Source organism: Priestia sp. FSL W8-0001 (assembly GCF_038050335.1).
Classification (GTDB): domain Bacteria; phylum Bacillota; class Bacilli; order Bacillales; family Bacillaceae_H; genus Priestia; species Priestia flexa.
In genome coordinates this window covers 3569194-3584168 of the sequence record NZ_JBBPAL010000001.1, presented here as the reverse complement: position 1 = coordinate 3584168, position 14975 = coordinate 3569194, and the positions used below count along the sequence as shown (strand labels likewise).

Annotated in this window: 19 protein-coding genes; 10 read left to right on the top strand and 9 right to left on the bottom strand. The window is 37.3% G+C overall.

Annotated elements, in window-relative coordinates; genetic code table 11:
• Positions 1-5: 5 nt before the first annotated feature.
• Entirely contained in the window at positions 6-1334 is a 1329-nt protein-coding gene (locus tag MKZ18_RS18840; RefSeq protein ID WP_061784914.1) for a cytochrome ubiquinol oxidase subunit I, read from the bottom strand.
• Between the two features lie 154 nt (positions 1335-1488).
• Between MKZ18_RS18840 and MKZ18_RS18835 the strand changes: the two genes are divergently transcribed.
• Positions 1489-1740, top strand: a complete 252-nt coding sequence (locus tag MKZ18_RS18835; protein WP_025911905.1) for a type B 50S ribosomal protein L31 — start codon at positions 1489-1491, stop codon at positions 1738-1740.
• Between the two features lie 32 nt (positions 1741-1772).
• Here MKZ18_RS18835 and MKZ18_RS18830 read toward each other — a convergent pair whose 3' ends face one another.
• Together MKZ18_RS18830 and MKZ18_RS18825 are read right to left on the bottom strand one after the other, a co-directional pair.
• A complete protein-coding gene (locus MKZ18_RS18830; protein WP_061784915.1) occupies positions 1773-2729 on the bottom strand; it encodes a metal ABC transporter substrate-binding protein in 957 nt (318 codons plus the stop codon).
• Positions 2730-2814: 85 nt separating this feature from the next.
• Entirely contained in the window at positions 2815-4002 is a 1188-nt protein-coding gene (locus MKZ18_RS18825; RefSeq protein WP_076513435.1) for a GTP-binding protein, read from the bottom strand.
• A 124-nt stretch (positions 4003-4126) separates the two neighbouring features.
• Between MKZ18_RS18825 and MKZ18_RS18820 the strand changes: the two genes are divergently transcribed.
• On the top strand, positions 4127-4711 hold the full coding sequence (locus MKZ18_RS18820; RefSeq protein WP_025911908.1) for a beta-class carbonic anhydrase: 585 nt from the start codon (positions 4127-4129) through the stop codon (positions 4709-4711).
• On the opposite strand, the gene yidD is transcribed toward MKZ18_RS18820, so the two are convergent.
• A complete protein-coding gene (gene yidD, locus MKZ18_RS18815) occupies positions 4708-4929 on the bottom strand; it encodes a membrane protein insertion efficiency factor YidD (RefSeq protein ID WP_035321473.1) in 222 nt (73 codons plus the stop codon). The two genes, MKZ18_RS18820 and yidD, sit on opposite strands and share 4 nt — an antisense overlap.
• 167 nt (positions 4930-5096) lie before the next feature.
• On the opposite strand from yidD, the gene MKZ18_RS18810 reads away from it, so the two are divergent.
• Entirely contained in the window at positions 5097-5570 is a 474-nt protein-coding gene (locus MKZ18_RS18810; RefSeq protein ID WP_025911910.1) for an S-ribosylhomocysteine lyase, read from the top strand.
• Between the two features lie 93 nt (positions 5571-5663).
• On the opposite strand, the gene MKZ18_RS18805 is transcribed toward MKZ18_RS18810, so the two are convergent.
• Entirely contained in the window at positions 5664-5921 is a 258-nt protein-coding gene (locus MKZ18_RS18805) for a hypothetical protein (RefSeq protein ID WP_025911911.1), read from the bottom strand.
• Between the two features lie 180 nt (positions 5922-6101).
• Between MKZ18_RS18805 and MKZ18_RS18800 the strand changes: the two genes are divergently transcribed.
• The 5 genes from MKZ18_RS18800 to ytkD all read left to right on the top strand — a co-directional run bounded on the left by MKZ18_RS18800 (position 6102) and on the right by ytkD (position 9373).
• On the top strand, positions 6102-6542 hold the full coding sequence (locus MKZ18_RS18800; RefSeq protein ID WP_076513437.1) for a Dps family protein: 441 nt from the start codon (positions 6102-6104) through the stop codon (positions 6540-6542).
• A 108-nt stretch (positions 6543-6650) separates the two neighbouring features.
• A protein-coding gene (locus tag MKZ18_RS18795) for an IS3 family transposase (protein ID WP_206833833.1) occupies positions 6651-7801 on the top strand; the annotation gives its coding sequence in 2 pieces (ribosomal slippage) (positions 6651-6924 and positions 6924-7801; 1152 coding nt in all).
• Between the two features lie 161 nt (positions 7802-7962).
• Complete coding sequence (locus tag MKZ18_RS18790) at positions 7963-8361, top strand: phage holin family protein (protein ID WP_119543285.1); 399 nt, start codon at positions 7963-7965, stop codon at positions 8359-8361.
• Positions 8362-8430: 69 nt separating this feature from the next.
• Entirely contained in the window at positions 8431-8739 is a 309-nt protein-coding gene (locus tag MKZ18_RS18785) for a hypothetical protein (RefSeq protein WP_061784918.1), read from the top strand.
• 160 nt (positions 8740-8899) lie between these two features.
• Positions 8900-9373 (top strand): RNA deprotection pyrophosphohydrolase, encoded by a 474-nt coding sequence (ytkD, locus tag MKZ18_RS18780; RefSeq protein WP_061784919.1) that lies wholly within the window; start codon positions 8900-8902, stop codon positions 9371-9373.
• A 47-nt stretch (positions 9374-9420) separates the two neighbouring features.
• On the opposite strand, the gene MKZ18_RS18775 is transcribed toward ytkD, so the two are convergent.
• Genes MKZ18_RS18775 through MKZ18_RS18765 form a run of 3 tightly spaced genes read right to left on the bottom strand, consistent with a single transcriptional unit; the run spans position 9421 to position 11982 of the window.
• Positions 9421-10224, bottom strand: a complete 804-nt coding sequence (locus MKZ18_RS18775) for an ABC transporter permease (RefSeq protein ID WP_025911920.1) — start codon at positions 10222-10224, stop codon at positions 9421-9423.
• Complete coding sequence (locus tag MKZ18_RS18770; RefSeq protein WP_025911921.1) at positions 10202-10981, bottom strand: ABC transporter ATP-binding protein; 780 nt, start codon at positions 10979-10981, stop codon at positions 10202-10204. The genes MKZ18_RS18775 and MKZ18_RS18770 overlap by 23 nt, the downstream gene beginning before the upstream one ends.
• Positions 10982-10983: 2 nt before the next feature.
• A complete protein-coding gene (locus tag MKZ18_RS18765) occupies positions 10984-11982 on the bottom strand; it encodes an ABC transporter substrate-binding protein (RefSeq protein ID WP_025911922.1) in 999 nt (332 codons plus the stop codon).
• Positions 11983-12157: 175 nt separating this feature from the next.
• On the opposite strand from MKZ18_RS18765, the gene MKZ18_RS18760 reads away from it, so the two are divergent.
• On the top strand, positions 12158-12940 hold the full coding sequence (locus tag MKZ18_RS18760) for an alpha/beta hydrolase family protein (protein ID WP_025911923.1): 783 nt from the start codon (positions 12158-12160) through the stop codon (positions 12938-12940).
• A 61-nt stretch (positions 12941-13001) separates the two neighbouring features.
• Entirely contained in the window at positions 13002-13244 is a 243-nt protein-coding gene (locus MKZ18_RS18755; RefSeq protein ID WP_025911924.1) for a DUF2584 domain-containing protein, read from the top strand.
• 30 nt (positions 13245-13274) lie between these two features.
• Here the strand turns inward: MKZ18_RS18755 and pckA are convergent, their stop codons facing one another.
• A complete protein-coding gene (gene pckA, locus MKZ18_RS18750; protein WP_025909522.1) occupies positions 13275-14867 on the bottom strand; it encodes a phosphoenolpyruvate carboxykinase (ATP) in 1593 nt (530 codons plus the stop codon).
• Positions 14868-14975: the final 108 nt, after the last annotated feature.

Here is a 14975-nt window from a genome sequence, read left to right as displayed (position 1 = left end):
TCCTTTTAGTTCATATCTGCAAGCTCTTTCTCCAATGGATTACGCTTGAAGTAATAAATAAGAACAAGTGAAACAGCAACAACGAGTATAGCGTATACAATTAAAAATAGAGCAAATAAAAATTCTAAATTAGCAGAGGTTGTAACGGATTCAGAGGTCTTCATAATTCGGTAAATTACCCAAGGTTGTCGACCTGTACATGCGAAAATCCAGCCGAATTCTACTGATAGGATGGCCAAAGGACCAGAAATAACAAATGCCCACATTAACCACTTTGGAAAACCACGCTTTTTCATAAATTTATACCAAGCAATTCCTAGGATAGATAGTAGAATAAGCAGTGATCCAATCCCTACCATACCGTTAAAAAGAGTATGGATGAAAAGGGGGGGCCAGTATTCTTCTGGAAAATCATTGAGTCCCGCAACAACCGTATCAAAGCGATCATCTGCTAGAAAGCTTAGTGCCCATGGAATTTCAATTCCCCATTTGACGGTTTGAGTTTCACGATCTGTAAATCCCCCAATAGTGAGCGGTGCATAGTCGGTCGTTTCAAATAAACCTTCTGCACCTGCAAGCTTTTCTGGCTGATATTCATAAAGAAGCTGCGCAGATTCATGCCCATTTAGAGCTGTTAAAAATGAAAATATCCCTCCAACGATTAGCCCCATCATTAGTGCTTTTTGGTGAAAACGATAAAGTCTAGGCTCTTTACGAGAGCGAAGCATCTTAAATGCAGCGATGGATGCAATAACGAAGGCACCCGTCGCATAAGCAGATACAGCAACGTGTCCAGCTGTTGTGATAAAACTTGGGTTAAAGAAAGCTCCCCACGGATCGACATCTGTAATTTCGCCATTTACAATTCGAAAGCCGGCCGGAGTTCCTTCAAACGCATGGACGTTTGTAATCAACACAGCTGAAGCTACAGCTCCAATAGCTACAAGTATAAGGCTTACAATTCGCATTGTTCGCGAAATTCGATCAGCTGCATACACGTAGATAGACAAAAAGAGTGCTTCAATAAAAAAAGCATAGATTTCAATTTGAAAAGGTAATGACATAACTTTCCCAACAACTTCCATGAAACCTGGCCATAGTAAGGCTAGCTGTACTCCAGCAATAGTTCCTGTTGGGATAGCAACGCCTAGTAAAATCGCTGCGCCTTTTGTCCAACGCTTTGCCATTAGCTCATAATCTTTGTCTTTTGTGCGCTGATAGAGAAGTTCTGCTAATAAAATCATTAAAGGAATTCCTACGCCTAACGTAGCAAAAATAATGTGAACTCCCATGGTCATACCAAACATCGAACGAGCAGTTACTAAATGTTCCATTGAAATACAACCTTTCCAATCAAGTATTGATAAGCCTTATTGTCCACTTTTTACCACGATTTATTCATCAATAAATTTTTGAAACAGAATAATTGAAAATAATAATCATTACGATATAATAGATGTATATCTTATTAAAGGAGAGGATTATAAGATGAAACCAAATATTCATCCAGACTACCGAAAAGTAGTGTTTATGGATACAAATAGCGGATTTAAATTTCTATCAGGTTCTACAATGCACTCTTCAGAGACAACGGAATGGGAAGATGGTCAAACATATCCATTAATTAAAGTGGAGGTAAGTTCTGATACACACCCATTTTATACTGGTAGACAGAAGTTTGCTGATAAAGGCGGACGTGCAGAGCGCTTCATGCAAAAATACAATATGAAACAAAAATAACTAGCTAATGGGCTAGTTATTTTTGTTTGTATTTAGTTTAACGCTTTTTGAAGTGTTTCAATGTTTTTATCCATAATTGAGAAGTAATCTTCCTTGTTTGCTACATCATCTTTTGTTGCAGACTCCAGGTTATGAAGGGTAAGCGCTTCTGCACCTACTTCTTTTTGAACAAGCTTAGATACTTTAGGCTCTAAGTTTTGATCGAAAATAAAATATTTAATGTTATGCTCATTTGCTTCTTTAATAATAGACTGTAGCTGCTTTTGTGACGGCTCATTTGTTGGAGATAAGCCGGCCACACTAATTTGAGTTAAGCCATAACGTTTTTCCCAGTATCCATATGCAGCGTGGGAAACTAAAATTTCTTTGTGCTTTCCTTCAGAAATAGTTGTTTCTAGCTTTTGATCAAGTTCCTCTAGCTGAGCCTTTAAGTCTTCATAATTTTTTTCAAACTCTTCTTTTGCTTCTGGTTTTAGTTCTATTAATTCATTCTTAATGTTTTCAGCTAATTGAATTGATAAGACCGGGTCTAACCAGATGTGTGGGTCCGTATCTCCGTGACCATGAGCGTGTTCATCTTCATGAGCATGTTCATCTTCATCAGAATGCGTACTTTCAGCTAACTCAATACCTTTAGCTGCTTCTACCATAGCCACATCTTCATTTTTTAAGGTATCTTGCGCTTTATCAGCAAAGCCTTCTAATCCAATGCCGGAATAAATGAAAGCATCACCTTTAGCGATTTCTACTATATCCTTTGTTGTTGGTTCGTAAGAGTGAGCATCTACTCCAGGAGGAAGTACACTCTCAACATTTACTTCATCTCCACCAATTTTCTTAGTGAAATCTTGCAGTGGAAAAATAGTTGTATAAACCGTTAATTTATCGTCTTTACTGCTTGCTTGTTCATCTGAATTGTCAGCACCGCATCCAGCTAAAAATGCTGCTGTACCTAATGCTAATGCCATAAATGTAGCTTTAACTTTCATATATATAATTCTCCTTTCGATTACTAGTTACGAACAATGACCTATGTTATTATATCGTAATAGTTACGATTTGGAAACTATAAATTTATGACTGGACCGTGAATTTAGGTAGAGGATCACAGAAAGCCGACCAATCTTGCTGCATTTCTGCATCAGTAAGCAAGCAGTGATCAAGCGTAGAAATGACTTCTTCTTCATTCATTTCCAATCCAATAAAAACTAGCTCGTTCATGCGGTCACCAAATGTATCGTCCCATTTTTCGAGAAGCTCGGGCTCTTCTCTTAATGTCTGTTGCTTTTCAGCTTCTGAATATGCAGCTACCCATTCGCCTGCACCTTGGATCATAATCGATGTTCCAGCTTGTGAAAGCAGCCCTGCCATATCATTCCGTGAAGCTAACCAGAAAAAGCCTTTTGTTCGGACAATATCAACTGGCCAATTTTCAAGCCATGTCATTAACCGTTCTGGATGAAATGGACGCTTTCGTCTATAAACAAAAGAAGAAATGCCGAATTCTTCTGTTTCTGGAGTGTGGTGATCTGTATTTAGCTCCTTGATCCAACCTGCTCCTTGACTCGCTTTTTCAAAGTCGAATAGACCAGTATTTAGAATTTCTTTTAGGTCAATCACACTTTTAATTGTTTGGATAATCTTAGCTTCAGGGTTCAGCTTCTTTAAGACTAACTCCAGCTCTTTTGCGTCTTCTTCTGTCAGTAAGTCGACTTTGTTCAGCAGAATGACATTTGCAAACTCAATTTGGTCAATGAGTAAGTCAACAACTTCACGCGTATCATGTTCATCGTTACCTTCTTTACGATCTAACAAGCTTTCACCGGATGAGAAATCCTCCCAAAAACGATTTCCATCTACTACTGTGACCATCGTATCCAGAGAACATTTTTTTGTTAAATCAATGCCAAGCTCTTCATCGATATACGTAAACGTTTGGGCAACTGGAATGGGTTCACTAATTCCTGAAGATTCGATGACGATGTAATCGATATTTCCTTTATCAACGAGACGTTCAACTTCTTTCATTAAATCGTCTCGTAGCGTACAGCAAATGCATCCGTTTTGCATTTCAACTAATGTTTCTTCAGTACGAGAAAAGCCACCTTGTTTTACTAAGTCGGCGTCAATATTTACTTCGCTCATATCATTGACGATGACGGCTACTTTAAGCCCGTCTCTATTTTTTAAAATATAATTCAATAAAGTTGTTTTACCTGAACCTAGGTAACCACTTAATACTGTAACAGGTACTTGTTTCATTTTGTTCTTCCTTTCTTTAAATAAGAATAGTTACGATTTATGCTGTTACATCATATAAGAATTTTTAGTATAATACAAGGGGAACGATTAAAAAAATTTTTACATAGGAAAGGAAGTAGGAAACATGAGTCTATTAAATGAGATTTTAACTTACAATGAGAAGTTTGTGGAAAATAATGAATATCGCAAATATGAGACAAGCAAGCTGCCGGATAAAAAGATGGTTATTTTATCTTGTATGGACACAAGATTAGTGGAATTACTTCCTCAATCAATGAACTTACGTAACGGTGATGTGAAAATTGTGAAAAATGCAGGGGCACTTGTATCTCATCCTTTTGGAAGTGTCATGAGAAGCATTTTAGTAGCTGTATATGCACTTCAAGCAGATGAAGTATATGTAATTGGCCACCATGATTGTGGTGCAGGAAAATTAGAGCCGATTTCATTTTTAGAAGCTGTAAAAGAGCAAGGGATTTCAGAAGAAGTAATCGATACAATTGAAAAGTCAGGAATTGATTTAAAAAGCTGGTTAAAAGGATTCGATTCGGTTGAAGAAACGGTGCAACACACGACGTCTACAATTCGTAACCATCCTTTATTTGCAAAGCATATTCCTGTACATGGTCTTGTTATTGATCCAGGCACAGGAAAGTTAGACGTTATTGTAGATGGATACGAGTATGTTAAAGAAAAGCAAAATAGCTAATCTTTTTTTGCAGTTTCTTTTTCGGGCACGGGATCCATACCTCCTGGGTAAAAAGGATGACACTTGGAAATTCGCTTTATCGTTAACCACCCGCCTTTAAAAGCTCCAAATCGCTTAATCGCTTCAACCCCATAATGAGAACATGTTGGATAGAAGCGACACGTAGGAGGTGTGAGTGGCGAAATAACTTTTTGATATACTTTTATAATACTCAGCATGATTTTAGCAAGCACTGATATCACATCTTTCTAAACAGATTCTTTTCTATAAATATATCGAAAAAAAAGCACAGGATGCAAATACCAGGTATATAGTATATTAAATTGATGAAAAAAATCGGAATTAAGTGTATGATAAAAAGTAAGAATAAAAAAGGAGTGATAGCATGCCATCAGTAGAAAGTTTTGAATTAGATCATAACGCTGTAAAAGCCCCTTATGTAAGACATTGTGGTGTACACAAGGTAGGTAGTGACGGCGTTGTTAATAAATTTGATATTCGTTTTTGCCAGCCCAACAAGCAAGCGATGAAGCCTGATGTTATTCATACATTAGAGCATTTATTAGCTTTTAACATCCGTACTCACGTAGAGAAATATGATCATTTTGATATTATTGATATTTCTCCTATGGGCTGTCAGACAGGATATTATCTTGTTGTCAGCGGAGAACCAAAAGTAGAAGAAATTATTGATCTTTTAGAAGACACACTAAAAGATGCAATTACAATCACAGAAATTCCAGCTGCAAACGAAAAGCAGTGCGGTCAAGCAAAGCTTCATGATTTAGAAGGAGCAAAGCGCTTAATGCAATTCTGGTTGAATCAAGATAAAGAAGATTTAGCAAAGGTATTCGGTTAAACTAAAAAAACTCTAGCTTTGAAAGCTAGAGTTTTTTTAGTTTAAGCATAATGCCGACCTACGTATTTTAAAAAGTTTAGTGTTAGACCATTTTTATAAACTATTCACAATGAGCTGCGCAGCTTGTCTAGCACCAGAAATATTTCTAGGGATCGGTCCCACTTCTAGTTCAGCTAAGGCCCCTGTAACATATAGATTAGGTCCCCATTGTAGTGAGTGAGAAACAATAGGACAGCCATACTCACTGCAATGTAACTTATGCTCATGAATCAAGGGTGTCAGCCACTGCTTTTCAGGTAATGTTTGAACAAAGCCAGTTGCTAAGAAGACACGTATCCAATCGTAAATCAAATGTATCCACCTTTTTAAATCGTAATCATTTCGTTTTTTTGTGAAAATGATAATAAAAAAAGGTTTATCGTCAATAGCGGAAGAGTACGAAAAACTTCTAAAAAAATGTTTTAATCAAGGAAAAAGGGGTACTACTATACTAGAGATAATTGAAGTAGAAATCATTAAGGAGTGGGTATTATGTCTAAAGAGTTAACAACAATCGTAAATAAGCAAGTAGCAAATTTTAGCGTGATGTATATCAAGTTACATAATTATCATTGGTATGTAAAAGGCGAACAGTTCTTTACGTTGCATGAAAAATTCGAAGAGCTTTATACAGAAACGGCAACAGTAATTGATGACTTAGCAGAACGTTTATTAGCTCTAGGTGGTAGCCCAGTTGCTACAATGAAAGAAATTTTAGAAATGAGTTCAATTGAAGAAGCACATGGAAATGAAACAGCAAAAGACATGGTATCTGAATTAGTAAAAGACTTCACAACGCTAACAACAGAGTTAAAACAAGGTATGGATGTAGCTGGCGAAGTGGATGATGAGACAACAGGTGACATGCTTCTTGCTATTCATCAAAGTCTGGAAAAGCATATGTGGATGTTAAACTCTTTCTTAGGAAAATAAAAACTTGCGAGCTTGGGACTGACCCCATAAAGTGAGACAAATAAAAAACACCTTTAAGTTGAAAACTGGGTATGTAGTACCTAACAATCACTTGGAGGTGTTTTTTCTATGGGAACAAGAGTCAGTTATCCAGTCGAAATAAAGTTAAAAGCGATTGAAATGAGGTTAGCCGGTGTACCTGTAAAAGAAGTCTTATCACAACTAAACATTCGGAATCCTACCCAATTAAAAACATGGATGAAGTGGTATCAAAATGGGGATGTACACCGGTTGGAACAGCCAGTAGGCAAGCAATATGCCTATGGAAAAGGTCCTGATTTTGAAAACGAGACAGCTAAGTTAAAGACTGAGAACCGACAATTAAAGCAACAAATCGAGATTTTAAAAAAGTACAAGGAATTGGAAAGGAAGTGGTACCAGAAATCGCAGTGAACCTAGTGGAAGAGTTAAAAGAACAAATCCCTATTTATCAAATCTGTTTCCATCTTGGTATTCCTCGGTCCACTTACTACCGTTGGAAGCAGCATAGTCAACAGGATACACGAAAGAAATGGATGGAACAGCAAGTGGGTGAACAATGTCGTGCACACAAGTTTCGATATGGCTATCGGAAGATCACAGCTGTACTCAAGCGAACCATGAAGATTAACCACAAGTTTGTGCAGCGTACCATGCAGAAATACGGTTGGCAATGTCGCGTTAAACGGAAGAAACGGCAGCGAACAGGGCAACCTTATCAGGTTGCAGAGAATGTATTAAATCGTGACTTTCGAGCTGAACGCCCTCTTCAAAAGCTTGTGACCGATATTACGTACTTGCCTTTTGGGCCGAAACCATTGTATCTTTCAAGTATTCAAGATTTATTTAACGGAGAAATTATTGCGTATTCCATTGGTGATTGTCAAAATGTCGCGTTTGTTTTAGACACGCTTAACCAACTCCCTTCTCTACCGGAAGGGTGCACGTTGCATAGTGATCAAGGCTCTGTGTACACATCGTATGCTTATCAACAAACAATTAAAGAGAAAGGCATTATCATGAGTATGTCCCGAAAAGGGACGCCTGCAGATAATGCCTCAATTGAATCGTTTCATTCCTCACTAAAGTCTGAAACGTTCTACCTTGACGAGTTGACATACACTACGACTACCATCATAGAGCAAACCGTCAAAAGCTATATTACGTATTATAACCATGCCCGTATTCAAACAAAATTAAACAACCAGTCTCCTGTACAATACAGAAAACGGGTTGTTTAAAAGGTGTTTTGATTCCTGTCTCAAAAACAGGGGTCAGTCCCCTTCTCGCAAGTTTTTTTATTCCATAAAAGTGTACAAACGATAGCATGTATGAAGAACACTTCTCACTATTTTGCATATGATAGTATGTACCACTATGTAAATAGTTGAGAGGATGAAAAATGAATATGTACAAACTATCCTTGTTATCTTTATCTAGTTTAGGTTCATTTATCTTTTTCTTAGTAGGGGAATGGAATTATTTATTGATGGCTTTAGTAGCACTGGTAGCAGTTGATTATGTCACTGGAACAGTTGCAGCGTTTATTGATAAGAGTTTATCTAGTAAGGTAGGCTTTCGGGGCATTGCCAAAAAGGTTTTTATTTTTGCTCTTGTTATGATGGCTAACTTCATGGACCAAGTATTTTGGCCGGACAATCATTTTATCAGAGATATAACGATATTATTCTATATTTTAAATGAGATGATTTCTATTACGGAGAACGCTGGTCGAGTAGGTCTTCCTGTGCCCGCCGTTATTAAGCAGGCAATTGAGAAATTAAAAAATCAAATTAAATGATCAGTATAAAAGGAAACCATTATACAAATAAGAAAGGTAAGTCAGTATAAAGGAGCTGAATATCTTTCAATGAAAAAAACGTATTATGTATCCCTCGGTTCGGGTGAGATTTCTCAAGTGAGTACGGCATCGGAATGGAATTTTAAAATAAGTGCGACCGATTTGGAAGTAGAGCAACTGCGAGAGCGTTTAGATCAACGTTATTCAGATGATTGGCAAGGTTTCCTTCGAGCGCATATTCCTTATCTAGAATATCATCATGATCGTCAAAATGATGCTTATGATGATATGAATACTCAGCTATATCAAATGTTGTATGAGCTAGGAGATGAGAATGCAAAGGCTCATATTCGCACAATGGGAATTCTACCTTCATAAAAATAATAAAAATGTAAAAGTAGTGCTACTATTAATGATTATTAAGGGCTTTTATCGAGAATATTGGTAGAAAATCCGTTATTTCTATTCGAAAAGCTAAGAGATAGTACTTAAATGTGTGATAAAATAAGGAAAAAATCAAATGGAGTTTAAGTAGACGATGTACACATTTAAGGACGCATACCACAATCAGGTTTTTTTATCGTTTGAGCGCAGTCCGTTTTCAAAAACTCCTCGTCACGTTTGGGTTGTTTGTCGATACGAAGGACAATGGTTGCTAACTAATCATTCTAAGCGGGGGTTGGAGTTTCCGGGAGGTAAATTGGAGCTAGAGGAAACACCGGAGGAAGCGGCAGTTCGAGAAGTATTTGAAGAAACAGGTGGAGAAGTAGAAAATCTCTCGTATATTGGTCAATATAAAGTAGTTAGTAAAGGAAAAACAATTATAAAAAACATTTATTTTGCGAATGTCTCAAAGTTAGTCCCAAAAGATGACTATATGGAAACAAAAGGACCGGTTGTTATTCGAGAAATTCCAGAACAAGGAATTCAAAAAAATGCGAAATACAGTTTTATTATGAAAGATAATGTTTTACAGTACGTGATGAAGCATGTAAAGCGCACATTTTTGTAAGAAACAAAGAAGCCCTGTTATCATAGCAGGGCTTTTTAGTATTAATATTAATGACGCGTTAGTCGTTTTTCTAGATAGGAAATTGCTTGGTACATCCCAGTTGCAAATACAGCAATGAGCAACAAGCTTAAAATAACAAGGGTAAAGTTAAATACTTGGAAGCCATAGATAATCATATATCCAAGCCCTTTAGACGAAACCAAAAATTCTCCCACAATTACGCCAACCCATGATAAGCCAACATTCACCTTAAAGGTTGAAATAATCGCTGGCATTGTAGAAGGCAAAATTGCTTGTTTAAAACAATCATGCTTAGTAGCACCAAAGCTTTGCAGTAATTTCACATAGTTTGGATCGACTTCTTTAAAAGCTGTATAGACAACAATAGCAGTGATGATGACAGAAATGATTGCGCCCATTGTTAAAATGGAAAAGAAACCAGGTCCAATGGCTACAATCAAAATCGGGCCTAGAGCTACCTTTGGCATAGCATTTAAGATAACTAAATAGGGATCCAAAACCTTTGCTAAACGATTTGAATACCATAGCAAAGTTGCTAAAATGATACCACACAGCGTTCCAATAATAAATCCAAGTACTGTTTCAAACAACGTAAAGCCAATGTGTTCTAATAATGAACCATCCCCTGTTTTTTCAATAAACAAATTCCACACTCGGAGTGGAGAGCTGAAAATAAGAGGGTCAATCCACTTGAGCGAAGATGCCAGTTGCCATATCCCAAAAAAAGATAAGAAGATAAATAATTGAACCAAACGAATGATTCGCTTTTCGCTATTTACTGCGGATTTGTATTGCTGATGTAAAACATCAGGATTGTGAGGCTGATTCAAGGTGATCCAACTCCTTCCAAATCTCCATGAACAGGTCGTTGTATACAGAGTGTTGTCTAGCTTCAAAAGGAGACAGAGTCTGAAGGATAGGTGGTACGGTGAAAATTCGAGCAATTCTTCCTGGGTTGGCTGAAAATAAAACGATTCGATTGCTCATGGCAATTGCTTCTCCAATATCATGCGTAACGAGTACCGCCGTTTTTTCATAAGTCATTAAGGTTTTTGATACAAGCTCTTCTAACTTTAATTTCGTTTGAAAGTCTAGAGCTGAAAATGGTTCATCTAAAAGTAAAATACTAGGATTCGTAGCGAGTGTTCTAACGAGCGCCACACGTTGACGCATACCTCCAGATAATTGATGTGGAAAAAAATCTGAAACGCTTTTCAATCCCATTCCTTCTAAGAGCATTAATGCTCGCTGCTCATGTTCCTTTGTAAGGTTACGCTGGATTGTTAGTCCAAGAAGGATGTTGTCTTTTATCGTCTTCCAGGGAAATAAGTAGTCTTGTTGAAGCATATAACCAACTTCTGCTGTAGGCTCTTGAACAAGTTTATTCTTAATGTTTACTTCACCTGAAGTTGGTTTAATTAACCCAGCCAAAATCGAAAGAAGCGTCGTCTTTCCACATCCGCTAGGTCCTAGAAAAGAAATAAATTCTCCTTCTTTAATTGAAAGGTTGATATTTTCTAAAGCTGTGGTGGCTGATTTCATTGTGACATATACGTGGTGGACGTTTGTGATTTGTAAGCCTGACATGGTTACTGCTCCATGACGTCAGTTGCAATTTTTGTGTTGACTAATGTTTTGTGATCAATACGCTTAGGTAGTTCACCAGCTTCATCCATAATGCGTTGAAGGTTTTCCCACTCTTCTTTATCTAACACTGGGTTAGTAGCAAATGAATCTTGGGTTTTATATCTCTCAACAACGGTTTCAATTGTATCGATTGATGTGTCGTCAAAATAAGGAGCGATTGCTTCAGCAACTTCTTTTGCACTGTGCGTATCAACCCACTGCTGTGCATTATAGATAGCTCTTGTAAATTTCTCAGCAGTTTCAGGATTTTCTTTTAAAAAGCTGTTTTTTGACATGAATGTTGTATATGGAACCTTTCCTGACTCTTCACCAAAAGAAGCAACAATGTAACCTTTTCCTTCTTTTTCAAAAATACTGGCCGTTGGCTCAAATAGTTGGACATAGTCGCCAGTTCCAGATGCAAAAGCACTTGAAACGTTAGCAAAATCAATATTTTGAATAAGTGTTAGATCGTTTTTAGGGTCAATATTATGTTCTTTTAAGACGTACTCTCCAACCATTTGTGGCATGCCACCCTTACGCTGTCCTAAGAATGTTTTTCCTTTTAACTGGTCCCATGAGAAGTTATCAACTTTTTCACGTGCTACTAGAAATGTGCCATCCGTTTGCGTTAGTTGCGCAAAGTTAATAATGGGATCATCAGAACCTTGTGCAGCGACATAGATTGAAGTTTCTGAACCAACTAATGCAACATCTATGCCATCGGATAAAAGGGAAGTCATCGTTTTGTCTCCGCCCCAAGTAGTTTTTAATTCTACGTTTAGTCCTTCTTTCTCAAAAAAACCTTTTGATATAGCTACATATTGGGGAGCATAAAAGATGGATCTTGTTACTTCTCCTACGCGAACAGTTTCAATTGAGCTTTGTTTACCACAGCTCATTAAAGTGAAGGTTAAAATACAAATAGTGATGATGGACAGCAGCCATTTTATTTTTCGCATGGTATTTCCTCCTAACGTTAAAATAAGATTGTAAATCAATTATGATGAAACATAGTAATAGGCCAATATGTGGAGTAGGATTGATAGCGTGACTTTTTCTACAATAATATATGATAATGGATAAAATAGTGTGAACGCCTGGTTAAAAACGATTGAATGATAAGGAGGGTTTTTTATGAAGGACGGAACTATTATTAGTCAATATCCTTTTCCATCTCCCAATCCACGCATTTCGTTGTCAATTGTGACGTATATGTGTCAAGGTTTAAAAATTAAGGGGATGTTAGCGGAACCAAAAGAAGAAGGTACATATGATGGATTTTTATATTTAAGAGGTGGCATAAAAAATGTAGGTACTGTGAGACCAGGGAGGCTAATTCAATTCGCATCTCAAGGATTCATTGTAATGGCTCCATTTTATCGAGGGAATCAAGGTGGAGAAGGAAACGAAGATTTTGGGGGAGATGATCGTTACGATGCTTTTGCAGCTTATGACTTACTTGTCAATTACCCTCGAGTTCATCAAGACCGAATCCATGTATTTGGTTTTTCGCGAGGAGGCGTAATGGCTTTGTTTACTGCCATTGAAAAAAGTTCAGCACGTTCGCTTGTTTTATGGGGAGGGGTAACGGATATGATTCTTACCTATGAAGAGCGAACAGATTTAAGGCGTATGATGAAAAGGGTCATTGGTGGGACACCTTCGAAATATCCAGACAGGTATGAATGGCGTTCACCGCTAACTCAGGCATATAAGCTAAGTATACCGACATTGTTAATACATGGAAAAGAAGATGCAAACGTGTCAATTGAGCATGCATATCAATTAGAGAAAATGCTGAGTGAACATGGGAAGCCCGTGGAAAGCTGGTACTTTGATGGATTTCCTCATGCGTTTCCTCCGAAGCAAAACCGAGAGACAGTGAAAAATTTAACTGAATGGATGAAAACAAAATAAAAGATATGCCAGCATAGAAAAAGCATTGTACAATAGAGGAAAAGAAAGGGAGGTAAGAAGGATGGGAATGCCACTAGAATTAAATACGATGATTGTTACAAAAGGAAATGAGAAGCGAGTAGTAGATAATGTATTTCAAATTGAAAAAAAAGGCTACCGCTTATACCCTCTTGAGGTTCCGCTTAGTATTCATAAAACGAAGAATGGTGAACGCGTTGGGACAGGTATTATTAAAAAGCTTGAGTTAGAGCAAAATAAAACCGTTGTCACATACGAGTTAATAAAGCTACACTCCACAAACTAAAAAAAGCCGGAATTAAATTCCGGCTTTTCATTATTTTGAAATAATCGGTCCGCCCATTTGTGAAATTTCTGGAGCTACATTTGCAAAGCGCTCAAAGTTCTTTGTGAACTTTTGTGCTAATTGATGAGCTTTTTCTTCATATAAATTTGCATTCTTCCATGCTTTTACTGGTTGAAGTACTTCATCAGGGACACCAGGAACATGTGCAGGAATCTCAAGTCCAAAGATAGGATCTTGAACTGTATCTACGCTAATGAGTTCTCCTTCTAACGCTGCTTGAACCATTGCGCGTGTGTAAACTAGCTTCATTCGCTCTCCAACACCATACTCTCCACCAGTCCATCCCGTATTCACAAGATAAACATTTACGTTATGCTCATCAATTTTTTTACCTAGCATTTTAGCATAGGCTGTAGGTGGAAGAGGTAAGAATGGTTCACCAAAACAAGTAGAGAACGTCGCCTGTGGCGCAGTAATTCCGCGCTCTGTTCCCGCAAGTTTACTTGTATACCCACTTAAGAAATGATACATTGCTTGTTCTTTTGTTAGTTTGCTAATTGGAGGTAAAACTCCAAATGCGTCTGCGGTTAAGAAAACAATTGCCGTAGGATGTCCTGCAACGCTCGGTAAGATTGTGTTATCAATTGCTTGAATTGGATAAGCAGCACGAGTGTTTTCTGTTAAGCTATTATCATTATAGTCTGCAATTCTAGTATTCGAGTTAATCACAACATTTTCTAAAACTGTTCCAAATCGAATGGCATTAAAAATTTGAGGCTCTTTTTCTTTTGATAGTTGAATGCATTTTGCATAACAACCGCCTTCAATGTTAAATACGCCTGTACTAGACCAACCGTGCTCATCGTCACCAATTAGTCTTCTGGTAGCGTCAGCTGATAATGTTGTTTTTCCGGTGCCAGATAGTCCAAAGAATAGTGCAACATCACCTTCTTTGCCAACATTAGCTGAGCAGTGCATAGGAAGTATATTATTTTGAGGAAGTAGGAAATTCATTACTGAGAAAATAGATTTTTTCATTTCACCTGCATATTCCGTTCCACCAATTAAAACAACTCTTCGTTCAAATGAAATAATAATAAATGTCTCTGAATTTGTCCCATCAATGTCTGGAACAGCTTTAAAAGTAGGAGCTGATACAATTGAGAATGATTCAGCATCACTTTTTAGCTTCGTGTCTTCTGGACGAATAAATAGTTGGTGAGCAAACAAATTATGCCATGCGTATTCATTTACGACTTGGATTGGAAGCTGATATTTATCATCGGCGCCCGCATAGCCGTTAAACACAAATAGCTCATTTTGTTCTTTTAAATGTTCTAATACTTTTTTATAAAGCGCGTCAAATCGTTCAGATGAAAACGGTTGATTCACATCTCCCCATTCAACAGTATGAGATGTTAAGGAATCGCTTACAATGAATTTATCGTGTGGGGAACGCCCCGTATATTTTCCTGTTTCAACTTGAATAGCACCTGTAGAAGTCAATACGCCTTCTTGTCGCTCTAAAATCTTTTCGACTAATTGAGAAACAGATAGTTGGTGATTCACTTTTTCAGATTCCAGGAGATTGGCTAATTCAATAGACATATTAACAGTACTCATGTGCACTACCTTCCTTTTTTTAAAATGATGTTTAAATGTACAATTAGTATAACACATTACTTTAAATAGTCTATACTATTCGAATGAAAATGTTAAAATGTTGCGAAT

What these genes read in the sequence shown, in the direction of transcription:
- yidD (WP_035321473.1), bottom strand. Translation starts at nt 4,929, where the DNA reads ATGCTGAGTATTATAAAAGTATATCAAAAAGTTATTTCGCCACTCACA.
- MKZ18_RS18755 (WP_025911924.1), top strand. Translation starts at nt 13,002, where the DNA reads ATGGGAATGCCACTAGAATTAAATACGATGATTGTTACAAAAGGAAAT.
- MKZ18_RS18765 (WP_025911922.1), bottom strand. Translation starts at nt 11,982, where the DNA reads ATGCGAAAAATAAAATGGCTGCTGTCCATCATCACTATTTGTATTTTA.
- MKZ18_RS18835 (WP_025911905.1), top strand. Translation starts at nt 1,489, where the DNA reads ATGAAACCAAATATTCATCCAGACTACCGAAAAGTAGTGTTTATGGAT.
- MKZ18_RS18760 (WP_025911923.1), top strand. Translation starts at nt 12,158, where the DNA reads ATGAAGGACGGAACTATTATTAGTCAATATCCTTTTCCATCTCCCAAT.
- MKZ18_RS18800 (WP_076513437.1), top strand. Translation starts at nt 6,102, where the DNA reads ATGTCTAAAGAGTTAACAACAATCGTAAATAAGCAAGTAGCAAATTTT.
- MKZ18_RS18770 (WP_025911921.1), bottom strand. Translation starts at nt 10,981, where the DNA reads ATGTCAGGCTTACAAATCACAAACGTCCACCACGTATATGTCACAATG.
- MKZ18_RS18830 (WP_061784915.1), bottom strand. Translation starts at nt 2,729, where the DNA reads ATGAAAGTTAAAGCTACATTTATGGCATTAGCATTAGGTACAGCAGCA.
- MKZ18_RS18790 (WP_119543285.1), top strand. Translation starts at nt 7,963, where the DNA reads ATGAATATGTACAAACTATCCTTGTTATCTTTATCTAGTTTAGGTTCA.
- MKZ18_RS18810 (WP_025911910.1), top strand. Translation starts at nt 5,097, where the DNA reads ATGCCATCAGTAGAAAGTTTTGAATTAGATCATAACGCTGTAAAAGCC.
- MKZ18_RS18840 (WP_061784914.1), bottom strand. Translation starts at nt 1,334, where the DNA reads ATGGAACATTTAGTAACTGCTCGTTCGATGTTTGGTATGACCATGGGA.
- MKZ18_RS18820 (WP_025911908.1), top strand. Translation starts at nt 4,127, where the DNA reads ATGAGTCTATTAAATGAGATTTTAACTTACAATGAGAAGTTTGTGGAA.
- pckA (WP_025909522.1), bottom strand. Translation starts at nt 14,867, where the DNA reads ATGAGTACTGTTAATATGTCTATTGAATTAGCCAATCTCCTGGAATCT.
- ytkD (WP_061784919.1), top strand. Translation starts at nt 8,900, where the DNA reads ATGTACACATTTAAGGACGCATACCACAATCAGGTTTTTTTATCGTTT.
- MKZ18_RS18785 (WP_061784918.1), top strand. Translation starts at nt 8,431, where the DNA reads ATGAAAAAAACGTATTATGTATCCCTCGGTTCGGGTGAGATTTCTCAA.
- MKZ18_RS18825 (WP_076513435.1), bottom strand. Translation starts at nt 4,002, where the DNA reads ATGAAACAAGTACCTGTTACAGTATTAAGTGGTTACCTAGGTTCAGGT.